A 19530-nucleotide genomic window follows, 5' to 3' on the forward strand; every position below is an offset into this window, starting at 1 on the left:
ACTCTGGTATACTGGTGTTGGTAAAGTACCTGTTCCGGTAAAGTCAGCAGCATTCTCAACTACACTAACATCAAATAAGGTCACACCACCTAGGTTACTTACTGTATAGGTGTACGTAATCACATCTCCTACACTCACTACACCATCTGCTCCTAAGTCTAAACTGCTCTCTTTGATGATACTAATCTCAGAACATAAACTAACTGTAGCGTCAGTAGAACTGACATCATTTTGTTGTAACGAATTATTCGAAATATCTTGAGGGATTCCATTAGCATCAACATTATCGCCTAGACTATCATCTCCATCTAAATCCGCCAAAGTATAACCTCCATCACCTTCTAATGCATCTGGACAACCATCTGCATCACTATCTGTATCAATATAATCTGGAATACCATCATCATCTGTATCTGGATCTGTTGTTTGTGGGTCAACAAAATTAGTTGCACAATCAAATAAAAGACTATGATATCTCACAACATCCGTAATTGTATTGTTAGCTACTGTTCCCAATCTAAATGTATAACTTGAAAAATTATTATAATTCGCTGTGATATTTAGGAACGGGTTACTATTCGAAGATCCAGGAAAATTAACACTTCCAGAAGTCGCTACTAAAAAGTTAGGTTCTGATGTAATAGTTAAAGTTGTTGGGTTATCAACTGCATAACTTAAAGGATAAGGTATTCTATTACGCTCAGATAAATCTGGAGTTCCATCCATATCATTATATCCAACAAAAACTTCCGGAAAACTCACTGGAATCGATGTACCTGATTGAACCAACTGAATATTATACTCAATATAACCTTCTTCACCTGGGTTTAAATAAGCAATTCTTGAACCAGGTTTGAAGTATTCTGGATTAGATGAATTATCATCTAAAATATCTACAGTAGCGTTGTTAAAATCTACTAATGTTACTAAAGCATCTGTACCCGCTGTAACATTTGCAAACCTGAATACTTCTCCTTCTAGTAACGTTGCTAGGTTTCCATCACCTGTTTCTTCAGTAGGAATTGCACTAAAATCAAATACTGCTTGACTGCCACAGGCTGGTGGAGCACTTACTGTCTCTCCTCGTTCATCAACATCTAGTAAACCATCATTGTCATCATCATCATCACAACCATCTGGTACTAAATCACCATCTGCATCTGCGTTATCGTCAAAACCATTACATATATCTGCAGCGTTTATAACGCCATCATTGTCACAATCATTAGTTGGAAAATCTGCACAAGCACCTACCACTATAGTCACATCTGCTGTGTCACAAATTGTTGGATCTACATCCAAGCAGATCTGATATGTTACTGTGTATGTTCCAGGAACTGAATCTGCTGGAACATTGATTGTTCCATCGGTATTGATTGTTACTCCTGTTAAGCCTCCATCATTGGTGATATTGATGTTATCTGCGATATTACCATCGGTTGCAGCTACGCCATCGGCTGTATCTATACCATTACCATTATCTGCAAATACACTTGTCGTTGTGCCGCCTGTTACCGGATTGAATTGTGTTCCACTAAAGTCATCGTTCTCTGCGTTGATACTTGGATCTACATCTATAGTTACATCTGCTGTGTCACAAATCGTTGGATCTACATCCAAACAAATCTGGTATGTTACTGTATAACTTCCTGCTGGTGTATTTGCTGGAACGTCTATAGTTCCATCTGTATTGATTGTTACTCCTGTTAAACCACCATCATTGGTGATGCTGATATTATCTGCAATGTTACCATCTGTAGCTGCAACACCATCCGCTGTATCTGGTCCGTTGCCGTTATCATCAAATACACTTGCTGTTGTCCCACCTGATGCAGAATCAATTGGTGTTCCACTGAAATCATCATTCTCTGCATTGATGCTTGGATCTACATCTATAGTTACATCTGCTGTGTCACAAATTGTTGGATCTACATCCAAACAAATCTGGTATGTTACTGTATAACTTCCTGCTGGTGTATTTGCTGGAACGTCTATAGTTCCATCTGTGTTGATTGTTACTCCTGTCAAACCACCATCATTGGTGATGCTGATATTATCTGCGATATTACCATCTGTAGCTGCAACACCATCCGCTGTATCTGGTCCGTTGCCGTTATCATCAAATACACTTGCTGTTGTCCCACCTGATGCAGAATCAATTGGTGTTCCACTGAAATCATCATTCTCTGCATTGATGCTTGGATCTACATCTATAGTTACATCGGCTGTATCACAAATTGTTGGATCTACATCCAAACAAATCTGGTATGTTACTGTATAACTTCCTGCTGGTGTATTTGCTGGAACGTCTATAGTTCCATCTGTGTTGATTGTTACTCCTGTCAAACCACCATCATTGGTGATGCTGATGTTATCTGCGATATTACCATCTGTAGCTGCAACACCATCCGCTGTATCTGGTCCGTTGCCGTTATCATCAAATACACTTGCTGTTGTCCCACCTGCTGCTGAATCAATAGGTGTTCCACTAAAGTCATCGTTCTCTGCGTTGATACTTGGATCTACATCTATAGTCACATCTGCCGTGTCACAAATTGTTGGATCTACATCTAAGCAAATCTCATAAGTTACTGTATACGTGCCTGCTGTACTACCTCCTGGAACATTGATCGTTCCATCGGTATTGATTGTTACTCCTGTTAAGCCTCCATCATTGGTGATATTGATGTTATCTGCGATATTACCATCGGTTGCAGCTACGCCATTAGCTGTATCTGGTCCGTTGCCGTTATCATCAAATACACTTGCTGTTGTACCTCCTGCTGCAGAATCAATAGGTGTTCCACTAAAGTCATCATTCTCTGCATTGATGCTTGGGTCTACATCTATAGTTACATCGGCTGTATCACAAATTGTTGGATCTACATCCAAACAAATCTGGTATGTTACTGTATAACTTCCTGCTGGTGTATTTGCTGGAACGTCTATAGTTCCATCTGTGTTGATTGTTACTCCTGTTAAGCCTCCATCATTGGTGATATTGATGTTATCTGCGATGTTTCCATCGGTTGCAGCTACGCCATCAGCTGTATCTATACCATTACCATTATCTGCAAATACACTTGCTGTTGTACCGCCTGCTGCTGAATCAATAGGTGTTCCACTAAAGTCATCGTTCTCTGCGTTGATACTTGGATCTACATCTATAGTCACATCTGCCGTGTCACAAATCGTTGGATCTACATCTAAGCAAATCTCATAAGTTACTGTATACGTGCCTGCTGTACTACCTCCTGGAACATTGATCGTTCCATCGGTATTGATTGTTACTCCTGTTAAGCCTCCATCATTGGTGATATTGATGTTATCTGCGATATTACCATCGGTTGCAGCTACGCCATTAGCTGTATCTGGTCCGTTGCCGTTATCATCAAATACACTTGCTGTTGTACCTCCTGCTGCTGAATCAATAGGTGTTCCACTAAAGTCATCATTCTCTGCATTGATGCTTGGGTCTACATCTATAGTTACATCGGCTGTATCACAAATTGTTGGATCTACATCCAAACAAATCTGGTATGTTACTGTATAACTTCCTGCTGGTGTATTTGCTGGAACGTCTATAGTTCCATCTGTGTTGATTGTTACTCCTGTTAAGCCTCCATCATTGGTGATATTGATGTTATCTGCGATGTTTCCATCGGTTGCAGCTACGCCATCGGCTGTATCTATACCATTACCATTATCTGCAAATACACTTGCTGTTGTACCGCCTGCTGCTGAATCAATAGGTGTTCCACTAAAGTCATCGTTCTCTGCATTGATGCTTGGATCTACATCTATAGTTACATCGGCTGTATCACAAATTGTTGGATCTACATCTAAGCAAATCTCATAAGTTACTGTATACGTGCCTGCTGTACTACCTCCTGGAACATTGATCGTTCCATCGGTATTGATTGTTACTCCTGTTAAGCCTCCATCATTGGTGATATTGATGTTATCTGCGATATTACCATCGGTTGCAGCTACGCCATCGGCTGTATCTATACCATTACCATTATCTGCAAATACACTTGCTGTTGTACCGCCTGCTGCTGAATCAATAGGTGTTCCACTAAAGTCATCGTTCTCTGCCGTAATAGTAAAGCTACATGAGGCTGGCGCAGTAGTTACATTTGAATTAGTCAATGTACATCCAGCATCGTCAGAAAAGGCAGCTGTTAAATCAATGGCGCCTCCATCTGCAGGTAATTGCACACCAATAAACGTATGAAATGTAGGGTCATCTAAACTACCAACCGCTACAGATGCTGTTCCATCTCCACTTAAATCTAAAGTTCCAGTTGTAGGTGCATTAGCAAAAATAACTGAGACATCAGCAGTAAAGAAATCATCACTGGTATTTAAAGGTGTTCCATTATCATTACAAACTGATTCATTTGATGTACTAATATTTGTTACCTCGCATACAAGGGATAAATTAAGTGCATCGACAAAGTTCCATGTTCTAGCGCAAGTCCCTCCTGAGAAAAATTCAAATAAGAACGTACCACTAGAAGGTGCTACGAAGGTAGCAGTCGGTCTAGTCCAAACATTTTCAGTTGGAGGTGCAGCAAATGTTAAAAACACAACTCCATCAAGTCTAATTTGTAATTCAGGAGTACATGCTGTACTTCCTGGTCTTGTTTCAATTAAATAATCAAAAGAAAAACTATAAGTCTCACCTCCAATTAGAGTAACATTTTGACCAATACCTTCTTCACCACCTCCTAAGGCTCTAAATCCAAAATAACAACCACCACTAGGTGATGCTGTTCTTGGAAAATAAGTACCATCCCAAGATCGCTCTCCTTCTGTTGATCTATCTGGTGTATTAGTTTTAATCCAACCATCTGGTGCTTCATCTCTATCGGCATCAATACCTGTACAGTCTGCTGCTGCTTGATCAAGACCAGGATTTGTTAGAATATTTTGTGAATTACCGTTCCAAGAAAATAAAATGGCCACAAAGATTAAAGCTCTGGACACCATTGAAACGTTTGTAAACGAGAATCGAGTAAAGATTTTCATATTATCTTAAGGTAAAATTATTTATATCTATATAAAATTTTATTATTCTAAACACTAGACTAATAACAACACCTTAAAATTTTAAACAAAAAAACCTAGTCACATACACAAGTATGTAAGAAGGAATATCTTATTTTTTGTAGGTTCAAAATAGTGCTATTAATCTATTATTATTTATGGAAAACCATCTAGAGGGACAATGGAAACCAAAAATAATGATTCTCCTTAAGAATATTTTAACAAGTAATTTCTTTTCGTTCATGGTTTAAAAATTATCGATGAAATACCAATTGCCAATCTACAAAGCTCAAAAAACCTTTGTTTTATTATGAATACTGTATGCTAACGATAGATAAATTATAATAATATCAATGGTTTTTAATCTTAAATAATTTATTAAAATTATATTTGCACCTACTAAAAATGACTATGACTTTTAAAGAGGAAATCAATAGACGACGTACATTTGGAATCATTTCACATCCAGATGCTGGTAAAACAACTTTAACCGAAAAATTACTTCTATTTGGAGGTGCCATTCAGGAAGCAGGTGCTGTAAAAAGTAATAAGATCAAAAAAGGTGCTACTAGTGACTTTATGGAAATAGAACGTCAAAGAGGTATATCGGTAGCCACTTCTGTTTTGGCCTTTGAGTATAATGGTATAAAAATTAATATTCTTGACACACCTGGTCACAAGGATTTTGCTGAAGACACATTTAGAACTCTCACTGCGGTTGATAGTGTTATTGTAGTTATTGATGTTGCAAAAGGTGTTGAGGAACAGACGGAAAAGCTTGTTGAAGTTTGTAGAATGCGTAATATACCAATGATCGTTTTTATTAACAAAATGGATCGTGAAGGTAAGGATGCTTTTGATCTCTTAGATGAAATTGAGCAAAAACTGGGTCTAAAAGTTGTTCCGCTGAGTTTTCCTATTGGAATGGGATATGATTTTAAAGGAATCTACAACATCTGGGAAAAAAACATCAACCTTTTTAGTGGAGATAGTAGAAAAGACATAGAAGAAACGATTGAGGTTAATGATTTAGCATCTTCAGAACTTGATACGCTTGTAGGCGATGTAGCTGCAGAAACTTTAAGAGAAGAAATAGAATTAGTAGATGGTATCTATCCTCAATTTAATAAAGACGACTACCTAAGTGGACAGTTACAGCCTGTCTTTTTTGGCTCGGCTTTAAATAATTTTGGAGTTAGAGAGCTTTTAGATTGTTTCGTTAATATTGCTCCAAAACCAAGACCAAAAAACAGTGAAGAGCGATTGGTACTACCTGATGAAGACAAATTTTCTGGATTTGTATTTAAAATTCATGCAAATATGGATCCAAATCACAGAAACCGACTGGCCTTCATAAAAATTGTTTCTGGTGAATTTAAGCGTAATACACCTTATCTCCATGTGAGACACAATAAAAAATTAAAGTTTTCAAGTCCAAATGCTTTTTTTGCTGAAAAGAAAGAAATTGTTGATGTTTCCTATCCAGGTGATATCGTGGGCCTGCAAGACACAGGTAATTTCAAAATTGGTGACACTTTAACTGAAGGTGAAGTCTTAAATTATAAAGGAATACCCAGCTTTTCACCAGAGCACTTTAGATACATCAATAACGCAGATCCTCTTAAGTCAAAACAACTTTATAAGGGTATAGATCAGCTTATGGATGAGGGAGTCGCGCAGTTATTTACACTAGAACTCAATGGAAGAAAAGTAATTGGTACAGTTGGTGCACTGCAATATGAGGTTATTCAATATAGATTAGAACATGAGTATGGTGCAAAATGTACATATGAAAATTTAAATGTGCACAAAGCTTGTTGGGTAGAAGCTGATGATATTAAAAGTGAAGAATATAAAGAATTTTTAAGAGTAAAACAGCGGTTCTTGGCTAAAGATAAGCATGGGCAATTGGTCTTTTTAGCGGATTCAGCCTTTTCTTTACAGATGACACAGCAAAAATACCCAAATATCATCTTTCATTTTACTTCAGAGTATAATTAAGTTAAAAAAAGTGCTGTTCATCTAAAATTTCAGAATAAATTTGTTTTTTAACGATGTTTTTATACTTTTAATCGATGATTAGGTTACGATAACATTTTAGTTATCTAAATTTAATATAGATTAAAACCCCAAAATTGATCTACTCATGAAAACAAATCCCAATGTTTTCAGTAATAGCGATATTACTGTAACATACAATCCGTGCAAGTGCATTAACGCTGAGCGTTGTGCCAAAGAACTTTCGAATGTATTCCGCCAATCCGTTATTCCTTGGATAGATTTAGATGGCGCATCTACAAAAAAGATTATTAAACAAGTTAAGAAGTGTCCTTCAGGTGCTTTACAGTTTCATTTAAACCAAGAAGTGGCATAAATCAATGATTTTTGTCTTATTGAAGTTGCTATACAATTTTCTAAGAAATAAGTATTTGCGAAGAACAAAGCTTGCTAAAGTAGCTTAACGACCTCTTATTCGGATACTAAGCATTCCGAAATAAACAACCATGCTTAACTACCTACATTATTTCAATAAAAAAGCCTTTGAAACAAAATTTCAAAGGCTTTTTTACAGTTATGCCTGTCCTGTTGGACCAAAATTTAAAGGAATTGGAGGTTGCTCATGGGACATTTCGAGCAACCATAAAAATGTCTTTTATCTGGACTTTATGCTTAAAAACTTAAGCCTGTCCTGTTGGACCAAAATTTAAAGGAATTGGAGGTTGCTCGTAATCTTTAATTTCTCCATGAGCCTTTTCGAAGCGATTTACATTATCTCCGAGAGCCTTTAACAAGCGTTTTGCATGCTGTGGTGTCAAGATAATTCTCGACTTCACCTTGCTTTTAGGAGTTCCTGGCATAATACTTACAAAATCGATTACAAATTCTGAAACCGAATGATTTATGATTGCTAGGTTGGAATAAGTCCCTTCTGCTATTTTTTCATCTAATTCGATGTTTATTCCTGGTTTTTTATTTTTATTTTCTTCTGCCATAACAAAATTGTTTGTATTTCCGTGGTACGGAAAGTTTATGATTATACATATTCTATTAAAAAAGCCTTCAAACAAATTAATGCGTGAAGGCTTTATTTTATAAACTCCTGCCTCCGCAGGATTTAGACCACTAATTAATTATAGTTCATCTCTTCTTTTGCTTTCATCATTTCATTGAATTCTTCTTTAGAACCTACGATGATGTTATCAAATTTTCTAACACCTGTTCCTGCCGGAATTCTATGACCAACGATTACATTTTCTTTCAATCCTTCAAGATCATCTACTTTAGCATTTACAGCTGCTTCGTTAAGAACTTTTGTTGTTTCCTGGAACGATGCTGCAGATATAAATGACTTAGTTTGTAATGAGGCTCTTGTAATACCTTGTAAGATAGGTGTAGCAGTAGCAGGTTGTGCATCACGTGCAGTTACTAATGCTTTATCTTCTCTACGTAATATTGAGTTCTCATCTCTTAACTCTCTTGATGTTAAAATCTGACCAGCTTTTAAATTCTCAGAATCTCCAGCTTCTTCAACCACTTTCATTCCGAAAATCTTATCATTTTCTTCTATGAAATCTGATTTATGAACCAATTGATCCTCTAAGAAAATAGTATCACCAGAATCAATAATTTTCACTTTACGCATCATCTGTCTAACAACAACCTCAAAGTGCTTATCATTAATCTTTACACCTTGTAAACGGTATACTTCTTGAACTTCATTCACTAAGTATTGTTGTACAGCAGCTGGTCCTTTAATATTTAAAATATCGTTAGGTGTAATAGAACCATCAGATAAAGGCATACCAGCTTTTACATAATCATTTTCTTGAACAAGAATCTGATTAGATAATTTCACTAAATATTTCTTGATCTCACCAAGCTTAGATTCAATAATGATTTCACGGTTACCTCTTTTGATTTTTCCAAAAGATACAACACCATCAATTTCACTTACAACGGCAGGATTAGACGGGTTACGTGCTTCGAATAACTCAGTTACACGAGGTAAACCACCTGTGATATCACCAGCTTTAGCAGATTTACGAGGGATTTTAACTAAGATTTTACCAACCTTAATTTTCTCTCCATCATCAATCATAAGGTGAGCTCCTACTGGTAAGTTATAAGAACGTATTGTTTCTCCTTTAGAATCTTCAATATGAAGTGTAGGAATTAATTTCTTGTTTCTAGATTCAGAAATTACCTTCTCTTGGAAACCAGTTTGCTCATCAATTTCTACTTGATAAGTGACACCTTGTTCGATGTTTTCATACTTTACTTTACCAGCAAATTCTGAAATAATTACACCGTTATATGGATCCCATTGACAAATCGTATCACCAGACTTCACTTTATCACCTGGTTTTACATAGATGAATGATCCATAAGGAATATTATTAGTACTTAATGTGATACCTGTTTTGGCGTCAACTAATTTTAATTCAGATGTACGAGATATAACAACATCTACTTCTTTTCCATCATTATCAGTACTCTTAACAATTTTTAAATCTTCGATTTCTGCAATTCCATCGAATTTCACTGTTAATTTATTTTCTTCTGAAATGTTACCTGCAATACCACCTACGTGGAATGTACGTAATGTTAACTGCGTACCAGGCTCACCAATTGATTGTGCAGCAACTACACCAACAGCCTCACCTCTTTGTACCATTTTACCAGTAGCAAGGTTACGACCGTAACACTTAGAACAAATACCTTTTTTAGCTTCACAAGTTAATGCTGAACGCACTTCGATTGAATCTAAAGCAGATGCTCCAATTCGTTTTGCAATGGCATCATCAATATGACCACCAGCTTCAATTAGCAACTCTTCTGTTAATGGATCATAAACATCATTTAAAGATGTACGACCAACAATTCTCGCCTCAAGAGTTTCGATAACTTCTTCATTCTTCTTCAACGGATTAACTTCAATACCTCTTAAGGTTCCACAATCTTCGGTGTAGATAATTACATCTTGAGATACATCAACTAAACGACGTGTTAAGTAACCAGCATCGGCAGTTTTAAGTGCTGTATCGGCAAGACCTTTACGAGCACCGTGAGTTGAGATAAAGTATTCTAAAATTGAAAGACCTTCCTTAAAGTTAGAAAGAATCGGATTTTCAATAATTTCCCCGCCTCCTGCATTCGATTTTTTAGGCTTTGCCATCAATCCACGCATACCTGTCAACTGACGAATCTGTTCTTTAGATCCACGAGCTCCAGAATCAAGCATCATAAACACTGAGTTAAATCCTTGTTGATCCTCACGGATACGTTTCATAGATAACTCTGTTAATTCAGCATTGGTAGAAGTCCAAATATCAATAACTTGGTTATAACGTTCGTTATTTGTAATTAATCCCATGTTATAGTTACCCATAATACCATCAACTAAGCCATTGGCTTTGTCAATCATACCTTGTTTTTCAGCAGGAATAATAATATCTCCTAAACTAAATGATAAACCACCTTGGAATGCGAACTTATATCCTAATGTTTTAATTTCATCTAAGAAAGCAGCAGTTTCTGGTACACTAGTCACTTTTAAGATACCATGAATAATATCTCTTAATGATTTCTTAGTTAATACTTCATTAATATATCCTGCAGCTTCAGGTACTTTTTCATTAAAAAGTACACGACCAACAGTTGTCTCAATGATTTGAGTTGTTAACTCACCTTCGTCGTTAAAATCTTTCGTACGAACTTTAATACCAGCATTAAGGTCAACTTTCTTCTCATTGTAAGCAATAGTTACTTCCTCAGGAGAGTAGAATGTTAATCCTTCACCTTTAACCGTATAATCCTTATCTGTTTTACGATGCTTAGTCATATAGTAAAGACCAAGTACCATATCCTGAGAAGGTACAGTTACAGGAGAACCATTAGCTGGGTTCAAAATATTATGAGACGCTAACATTAATAGTTGCGCTTCTAAAATTGCTTCAGGACCTAATGGTAAATGAACGGCCATTTGGTCACCATCAAAATCGGCATTAAATGCAGTACACACTAATGGGTGTAACTGAATTGCTTTCCCTTCAATTAATTTTGGTTGGAATGCTTGAATACCAAGTCTGTGTAATGTAGGAGCACGGTTTAGTAATACTGGATGTCCTTTAAGAACATTCTCTAAGATATCCCAAACAACAGGCTCTTTTCTATCTATAATTTTCTTTGCAGATTTTACAGTCTTTACGATACCTCTTTCTATCAGTTTTCTAATGATGAATGGCTTATAAAGTTCTGCTGCCATATTTTTAGGCAATCCGCATTCGAATAATTTTAATTCTGGTCCAACAACAATTACCGAACGTGCTGAATAATCTACACGTTTACCAAGTAAGTTCTGACGGAAACGTCCTTGCTTACCTTTTAATGAATCGGATAATGATTTTAATGGTCTGTTAGAATCTGTTTTAACTGCAGAAGCTTTACGTGTATTATCAAATAATGAATCTACCGATTCTTGTAACATACGTTTCTCATTACGTAAGATAACTTCAGGAGCTTTGATTTCAACTAAACGCTTTAAACGGTTGTTACGGATAATAACACGACGATAAAGGTCATTTAAATCAGATGTTGCAAAACGCCCACCATCTAAAGGCACTAAAGGTCTTAATTCTGGTGGAATGATTGGAATAGCCTTCATGATCATCCACTCTGGCTTATTCTCTCTATTGGCATTAGAATCTCTAAACGCTTCGACAACTTGTAAACGTTTTAATGCTTCAGTTTTACGTTGTTTAGAGGTTTCAGTGTTTGCTTTATGACGCAATTCAAATGATAATTCGTTTAAATCGATTCTTGATAATAACTCGATTAAACATTCAGCTCCCATTTTAGCAATAAACTTGTTAGGATCTGTATCATCTAGATGTCTGTTTTCTTGTGGAAGAGCTTCCATGATATTAAGGTACTCTTCTTCAGTAAGGAAATCCATTTTTTGTAATGGTTCTCCTTCGGCATTTTTAGCCTCACCTGGTTGAATTACCACGTATCTTTCGTAGTAGATAATCATATCTAAACGCTTAGATGGTAAACCAAGTAAGTATCCAATTTTATTTGGTAACGAACGGAAGTACCAGATATGAGCGACAGGCACAACAAGGTTGATGTGTCCAACGCGATCACGACGTACTTTCTTTTCTGTTACTTCAACACCACAACGGTCACAAACAATACCTTTGTAACGTATTCTTTTGTATTTACCACAAGCACATTCAAAATCCTTAACAGGACCAAAAATACGCTCACAGAATAAACCATCTCTTTCTGGTTTATGTGTTCGATAATTAATAGTTTCTGGTTTTAAAACCTCACCACGAGATGCTGCTAAAACAGATTCAGGAGATGCTAAACCAATTGAGATTTTATTAAATCTCTGTACTGTATTCTTATCTTGTCTTCTTGCCATAATATTATGTGGTTACCGTTTGGGCAACTCAAGAGTTGCCCTCACTAGCAAAATTTTTCAAATTATTCTTCTAATCTAATATCTAATCCTAATCCTTTCAATTCGTGCATAAGTACGTTGAAAGATTCAGGTAGTCCTGGTTCTGGCATTGGCTCTCCTTTTACGATAGCTTCGTAAGTTTTAGCTCTACCAATAACATCATCAGATTTTACTGTTAAGATTTCACGTAAAGTACTTGATGCTCCATAAGCTTCAAGTGCCCAAACCTCCATCTCACCAAAACGCTGACCACCAAACTGTGCTTTACCACCTAATGGTTGTTGTGTAATTAATGAGTAAGGTCCAATAGAACGTGCGTGCATCTTATCGTCAATCATGTGACCTAGTTTAATCATATAAATCACACCTACTGTTGCTGGTTGATCGAAACGATCTCCTGTTCCACCATCATATAAGTATGTATGACCAAATCTTGGTACACCGGCTTCGTCTGTAAAGCCATTGATCTGATCTAGAGTTGCACCATCAAAAATTGGCGTCGCATATGTACGTCCTAATTTTTGTCCTGCCCAACCTAAAACAGTTTCATAAATCTGTCCGATGTTCATACGCGATGGTACACCTAACGGATTTAATACGATATCAACAGGTGTTCCATCCTCTAAGAACGGCATATCTTCTTGACGAACAATACGAGCAACAATACCTTTGTTACCGTGACGTCCTGCCATTTTATCACCAACTTTTAATTTACGTTTCTTAGCAACATAAACCTTAGCTAATTTGATAATACCTGCTGGTAATTCATCACCTACAGAAATTGTAAACTTCTCACGACGCAATGATCCTTGAAGGTCATTTTCCTTAATCTTATAGTTGTGAATTAAATCTGCAACTAAGGTGTTTAAGTGGTCATCAGTTGTCCAAGTTCCTGAAGTTAAATGCGTATAATCGTCAACAGCATTTAACATCTTAAGTGTATATTTCTTCCCTTTAGGAATAATTTCTTCACCTAAGTCATTATAGATACCTTGAGCAGTTTTACCATTTACAAGAGCGAATAGTTTTTCAACTAAAACAGCTTGTAAATCATCGAACTTCTTATAGTAGATATTTTCTAATGCTTCAATATCTTCTTTATCTTTTGCTCTCTTACGTTTATCTTTGATGGCTCTTGAGAATAATTTCTTCTCAATAACAACACCGTGTAATGAAGGAGATGCTTTTAAAGATGCATCTTTTACATCACCAGCTTTATCACCAAAAATAGCACGTAATAATTTTTCTTCTGGTGTAGGATCAGATTCACCTTTTGGAGTAATCTTACCAATAAGAATATCACCTGGCTTAATCTCTGCACCAATTCTAATCATACCATTTTCATCAAGGTCTTTTGTTGCCTCTTCAGAAACGTTAGGAATATCATTAGTCAATTCTTCGTTACCTAATTTGGTATCTCTAACTTCTAATGAATACTCATCAATATGAATAGATGTAAATATATCGTCACGAACAACTTTTTCTGAGATTACGATTGCATCCTCAAAGTTATAACCTTTCCATGGCATAAAGGCCACTTTCATGTTACGACCTAGAGCTAATTCTCCATTTTCGGTAGCATAACCTTGACAAAGTACCTGTCCTTTTTTAACTTTATCACCTTTCTCAACGATAGGCTTTAAGTTAATAGAAGTTCCTTGGTTTGTTTTTCTAAATTTCACTAGTGGATACGTTTTAGTATCACTATCAAAACTTACCATTGCTTCCTCATCGGTACGTTCGTACTTAATTGTAATTTCATTAGCATCAACATACTCAACAACTCCATTTCCTTCAGCATTAATTAATACTCTAGAATCTGAAGCCACTTGACGCTCAAGACCTGTTCCAACGATAGGCGCTTGAGGGCGTAATAAAGGTACAGCTTGACGCATCATGTTAGACCCCATCAATGCACGGTTGGCATCATCATGCTCTAAGAACGGAATCAACGATGCCGAAATAGATGCAATCTGGTTAGGAGCAACATCAGTATAATGAACGTTAGCAGGATCTATTACTGGGAAATCACCTTCTTGACGTGCAATAATTTTATCTTCAAGAATTTTTCCATTATCATCAACACTAATATTCGCTTGAGCGATTAACATGTCTTCCTCTTCCTCTGCACTTAAATACGTAGGCGCATTCTTGATATCTACAACACCACCATCAGCTTTTCTATAAGGTGTTTCAATGAATCCCATTGAGTTTACCTTAGCGTATACAGATAGAGATGAAATTAATCCAATATTTGGTCCTTCAGGAGTTTCAATTGGACATAATCTTCCGTAGTGAGTATAGTGAACATCTCGAACCTCGAAACCTGCTCTTTCTCTAGATAAACCTCCAGGTCCTAAAGCTGATAAACGACGTTTGTGTGTAATCTCTGCTAATGGATTAGTTTGATCCATAAACTGAGACAACTGGTTTGTTCCGAAGAATGAATTAATAACAGACGATAAGGTCTTAGCATTAATCAAATCAATCGGCGTAAATACTTCGTTGTCACGAACATTCATACGTTCACGAATAGTACGAGCCATACGTGCCAAACCAACACCAAATTGAGAAGATAACTGTTCACCTACAGTACGTACACGACGGTTAGATAAGTGATCAATATCATCAATCTCTGCTTTAGAGTTGATTAACTCAATTAAGTATTTAATGATGGTAATGATATCTTCTTTAGTAAGCACTTGCTTATCCATTCCAATATCCAAACCTAATTTTTTGTTCATTCTGTAACGACCTACTTCACCTAAAGAGTAACGTTGGTCAGAGAAGAATAATTTGTCAATTATACCACGTGCTGTTTCCTCATCTGGCGGCTCAGCATTACGTAATTGACGGTAGATATGTTCAACAGCTTCTTTCTCAGAGTTTGTTGGATCTTTTTGTAATGTATTGTGAATAATTGCGTAATCTCCTTGTTGAGATGTTTCTTTGTGTAACAAAATAGTTTTTACACCAGCTTCAAGGATTTCTTCAATATTATCTTTGTCTATAACTGTATCACGATCTAAAACAATTTCGTTACGTTCGATAGATACAACTTCTCCTGTATCTTCATCAACGAAATCTTCATGCCATGTATTCAATACACGAGCGGCAAGTTTACGATCGATTACTTTTTTAAGTCCAGATTTTGATACTTTAACCTCTTCGGCAAGATCAAAAATCTCAAGAATATCTTTATCACGCTCAAAACCGATAGCTCTAAAAAGCGTAGTAACAGGTAACTTTTTCTTTCTGTCAATGTAAGCATACATTACCTGATTGATATCTGTAGCGAATTCTATCCAAGATCCTTTAAAAGGAATAACTCTTGCTGAGTATAATTTAGTACCATTTGCGTGAAATGATTGACTAAAGAATACACCAGGAGATCTGTGTAATTGAGAAACAACTACACGTTCTGCACCATTGATACAGAAAGTTCCGCTTGGAGTCATGTAAGGGATTGTTCCTAAATATACATCTTGAACAATCGTCTCAAAGTCTTCATGTTCTGGATCTGTACAGTACAGTTTTAAACGCGCTTTTAATGGCACACTGTATGTAAGTCCTCTTTCGATACATTCTTCAATTGTATATCTAGGTGGATCGATAAAATAATCCAAGAACTCTAGTACGAATTGATTACGAGTATCTGTAATTGGAAAGTTTTCCATGAAGGTATTGTACAGTCCTTCATTTCCTCTTTCTTCTGATTTTGTCTCTAACTGGAAAAAATCCTGGAAGGATTTGATTTGAATATCCAAGAAATCTGGATATTCAGTTCTGTTTACTATGGAAGAGAAATTTAATCTTTCAGCTGTATTTGCTAACATCGATGAACGAGATTTTGATTAAAAAAATAACTAGTTTATTTGTGCACCTTTTTTATACACAAAAGGGTTTAGGTCATTCCGAGTGTTTCGGAAGACCTAAACCATAATTTGTAGGTTTGTTAAGCTTACTTAAGCTCAACCTCTGCTCCTGCTTCCTCTAATTGAGATTTTAGAGCTTCAGCTTCGTCTTTAGCAACACCTTCTTTGATAGCACTTGGTGCTTCGTCTACTAAACCTTTAGCTTCTTTTAATCCTAAACCAGTTAATTCTTTAACTAATTTTACAACAGCTAATTTAGAACCACCTGCTGCTTTAAGGATTACGTCGAATTCTGATTTTTCTTCAGCTGCGTCTCCACCTGCTGCTGCTCCACCTGCTGCTACTGCTACTGCTGCTGCTGCTGGTTCGATACCATATTCGTCTTTTAATATTGTAGCTAATTCATTAACTTCTTTTACTGTTAAATTAACTAATTGTTCTGCGAAATCTTTTAAATCTGCCATTTCTATCGTTTTTAATAATTTTAATAAAATATAATTTGTTTAAGTGCGTACTTATTTGATTATCCTTCTTTTTCGGATAATGTTTTGATGATACCTGCTAATGTTCCACCACCTGATTTAAGTGCTGAAATAACATTCTTAGCTGGTGATTGTAATAATGTCACAATCTCTCCAATCAATTCTTCTTTAGACTTGATATCAACTAACATGTCTAATTGATCGTCTCCTAAGTAAATTGCTTCTTCAATAAAAGCTCCTTTAAGCAAAGGCTTTTCAGATTTTTTACGGAAGGCTTTAATTACTTTAGCTGGAGCATTACCAGTTTCAGAATACATTACAGAGGTATTACCTTTTAAAACTGTTGGAAGGTCTCCGAAATCTCTTTCAGAAGCTTCCATAGCTTTAGTTAATAATGTATTTTTTACTACATTTAATTTTACATCTGCTTTGAAACAAGCGCGACGTAAATCTGAAGTGCTACCTGCATTTAATCCAGAGATATCTGTTAAATAGATATTTGTATTATCTGCTAACTGTGCAGTTAACTCTTCAATTACTTGTGATTTTTCTTCTCTTGTCATAATATTAAAGATTTAACTACTTATGCGAATTTTACGTCAATCGCAATACTTGGGCTCATTGTACTAGATATAAATACACTTTTCATGTAAACACCCTTTGCAGCAGTTGGTTTCAGTTTGTTTAAAGTCGTTAACAATTCCATTGCGTTGTCCTTAATTTTATCAGCACTAAATGATGCTTTTCCAATTGGAGCGTGTACAATTCCTGTCTTGTCTACTTTAAAATCGATCTTACCAGCTTTAACTTCAGATACTGCTTTTGCAACATCCATTGTTACTGTTCCTGTTTTTGGATTTGGCATTAAACCTCTTGGACCTAATACTCTACCTAATGGACCTAGTTTACCCATAATAGCTGGCATAGTAACGATAACGTCAACATCTGTCCAACCACCTTTGATTTTTTCTAGGTATTCATCTAATCCTACGTAATCAGCACCTGCAGCTTTAGCTTCCTCTTCTTTATCTGGAGTTACTAATGCTAGTACCTTCATGTCTTTACCTGTTCCGTGAGGAAGAGATACAACCCCTCTTACCATTTGATTAGCTTTACGAGGATCAACTCCAAGTCTAACCGCTAAATCAACAGAGGCATCAAACTTTGTATACGTAATTTCTTTTAATAGTGCTGAAGCTTCTTCAAGAGAATATAATTTATTCTTCTCTACTTTAGCTCTTGCTTCTTTTTGTTTTTTTGTCATTGCCATTTCAAAACGTTTTTAGTTAGGAGCTTCTCCGCCTCTAACAGTGATACCCATTGATCTTGCAGTTCCTGCAACCATCTTCATTGCAGAGTTTACGCTAAATGCATTTAAATCTTGCATTTTGTCTTCTGCGATAGCTTTCACTTGATCCCAAGTTACTTTTGCTACTTTTTTTCTGTTCGGTTCACCAGATCCTTTTTTTACTTTGGCCGCTTCCAATAATTGTACCGCAGCTGGAGGAGTTTTAATAACAAAGTCGAAAGACTTGTCTTTGTAAACAGATATTACAACTGGAAGAACTTTACCAGGTTTATCCTGAGTTCTAGCGTTGAATTGCTTACAAAATTCCATGATATTAACTCCAGCAGCTCCTAAAGCGGGTCCAACCGGTGGCGATGGATTCGCAGCACCTCCCCGAACTTGTAATTTAACTACTTTACCTAATTCTTTTGCCATTTTAAAAATTTTAGTTTTGCATATCTTTCATGTGGAAGCAAAAAAGACATACTATCTATATTTGTAACAATTATTATACTTTTTCAACTTGCATATAACTTAATTCTAATGGTGTTTTTCTTCCGAAAATCTTAACCATAACTTCAAGTTTACGCTTTTCTTCATTTATCTTTTCGATTGTACCATCAAATCCATTGAATGGTCCATCTATAACTTTTACTGTTTCTCCAAGTGTGTAAGGTATAGCAACATTTGCATCGGCATCTACAGCTAATTCATCTACTTTACCTAACATTCTGTTTACCTCAGATTGTCTTAATGGTACTGGATCTCCTCCTTTAGTTTCTCCTAAAAATCCAATTACATTTGTAATAGATTTAATAATATGAGGAATCTCACCACTTAAATTTGCCTGAATCATAATATATCCAGGAAAATAAACACGTTCTTTATTTATTTTCTTTCCGTTACGAATCTGGATAACTTTTTCTGTTGGAACGAGTACTTGATCTACATAATCTTCTAAACCTAATCTAGAAATTTCATTCTCGATATAGGTTTTGATTTTGTTTTCTTGACCACTTACGGCTCTAACAACGTACCACTTTTTATTTGTATTAGTTTCAGACATTCTCTGTGTTGTTTTAGTTATATTAAATCAAAGTAAGCCTTAATTACTTTACTAAAAACAGTATCAACTCCCCAAATAGCTAATGAGAATATGATTGAAAATACAGCCACTAAAACGGTTAAGCTTTGCCCTTCTGCCAATGTTGGCCAAGACACATTATTCTTTAACTCGTCAAAAGATTCTTTTATATAATTTACAATTCCTGCCATTTGTTTTGTATTTGCACGGGTTGAGAGACTCGAACTCCCGACACCTGGTTTTGGAGACCAGTGCTCTACCAACTGAGCTAAACCCGTAAA

At 36.0% G+C, this 19530-nt stretch carries 12 protein-coding genes and 1 tRNA gene; 2 read left to right on the top strand and 11 right to left on the bottom strand.

The genetic code is table 11. The features are described 5' to 3' along the window. A partial coding sequence (locus Q0783_RS17610) for a hypothetical protein (protein WP_298897360.1) occupies positions 1-5034 on the bottom strand: 5034 nt, incomplete at its 3' end. A 429-nt stretch (positions 5035-5463) separates the two neighbouring features. On the opposite strand from Q0783_RS17610, the gene Q0783_RS17615 reads away from it, so the two are divergent. Then, the gene (locus tag Q0783_RS17615) at positions 5464-7053 is read left to right on the top strand and encodes a peptide chain release factor 3 (protein ID WP_298897362.1); all 1590 of its coding nucleotides are present in this window, start codon (positions 5464-5466) and stop codon (positions 7051-7053) included. A gap of 145 nt (positions 7054-7198) precedes the next feature. Then, a complete protein-coding gene (locus Q0783_RS17620) occupies positions 7199-7426 on the top strand; it encodes a (4Fe-4S)-binding protein (RefSeq protein WP_230936947.1) in 228 nt (75 codons plus the stop codon). Between the two features lie 304 nt (positions 7427-7730). Here Q0783_RS17620 and Q0783_RS17625 read toward each other — a convergent pair whose 3' ends face one another. The 10 genes from Q0783_RS17625 to Q0783_RS17670 form a co-directional block, all read right to left on the bottom strand. Continuing rightward, on the bottom strand, positions 7731-8045 hold the full coding sequence (locus Q0783_RS17625; RefSeq protein WP_230936948.1) for a DUF3467 domain-containing protein: 315 nt from the start codon (positions 8043-8045) through the stop codon (positions 7731-7733). A gap of 134 nt (positions 8046-8179) precedes the next feature. Beyond that, the gene (rpoC, locus tag Q0783_RS17630; protein ID WP_298897365.1) at positions 8180-12481 is read right to left on the bottom strand and encodes a DNA-directed RNA polymerase subunit beta'; all 4302 of its coding nucleotides are present in this window, start codon (positions 12479-12481) and stop codon (positions 8180-8182) included. A 62-nt stretch (positions 12482-12543) separates the two neighbouring features. Next, entirely contained in the window at positions 12544-16356 is a 3813-nt protein-coding gene (rpoB, locus tag Q0783_RS17635; RefSeq protein ID WP_230936950.1) for a DNA-directed RNA polymerase subunit beta, read from the bottom strand. Between the two features lie 125 nt (positions 16357-16481). Then, on the bottom strand, positions 16482-16859 hold the full coding sequence (gene rplL, locus Q0783_RS17640; protein ID WP_040251401.1) for a 50S ribosomal protein L7/L12: 378 nt from the start codon (positions 16857-16859) through the stop codon (positions 16482-16484). Positions 16860-16918: 59 nt separating this feature from the next. Then, positions 16919-17440, bottom strand: coding sequence for a 50S ribosomal protein L10 (gene rplJ / locus Q0783_RS17645; RefSeq protein ID WP_230936952.1), 522 nt, complete (start codon positions 17438-17440; stop codon positions 16919-16921). Positions 17441-17460: 20 nt separating this feature from the next. Next, complete coding sequence (gene rplA, locus Q0783_RS17650; protein WP_298897372.1) at positions 17461-18147, bottom strand: 50S ribosomal protein L1; 687 nt, start codon at positions 18145-18147, stop codon at positions 17461-17463. 12 nt (positions 18148-18159) lie between these two features. After that, positions 18160-18600 carry a 50S ribosomal protein L11 gene (rplK, locus tag Q0783_RS17655; protein ID WP_298897373.1) on the bottom strand — a complete coding sequence of 147 codons (441 nt, stop codon included), beginning with the start codon at positions 18598-18600 and terminating at the stop codon, positions 18160-18162. Positions 18601-18673: 73 nt separating this feature from the next. Continuing rightward, positions 18674-19231, bottom strand: a complete 558-nt coding sequence (gene nusG / locus Q0783_RS17660) for a transcription termination/antitermination protein NusG (RefSeq protein ID WP_298761993.1) — start codon at positions 19229-19231, stop codon at positions 18674-18676. Positions 19232-19248: 17 nt separating this feature from the next. Further along, positions 19249-19440, bottom strand: a complete 192-nt coding sequence (gene secE, locus Q0783_RS17665) for a preprotein translocase subunit SecE (RefSeq protein ID WP_230936956.1) — start codon at positions 19438-19440, stop codon at positions 19249-19251. Between the two features lie 14 nt (positions 19441-19454). Further along, positions 19455-19527: transfer RNA gene (locus Q0783_RS17670), tRNA-Trp, on the bottom strand. Positions 19528-19530 lie beyond the last annotated feature (3 nt).

Origin of the sequence: uncultured Psychroserpens sp. (genome assembly GCF_947500255.1) — a bacterium.
Taxonomy (GTDB): Bacteria; Bacteroidota; Bacteroidia; order Flavobacteriales; family Flavobacteriaceae; genus Psychroserpens.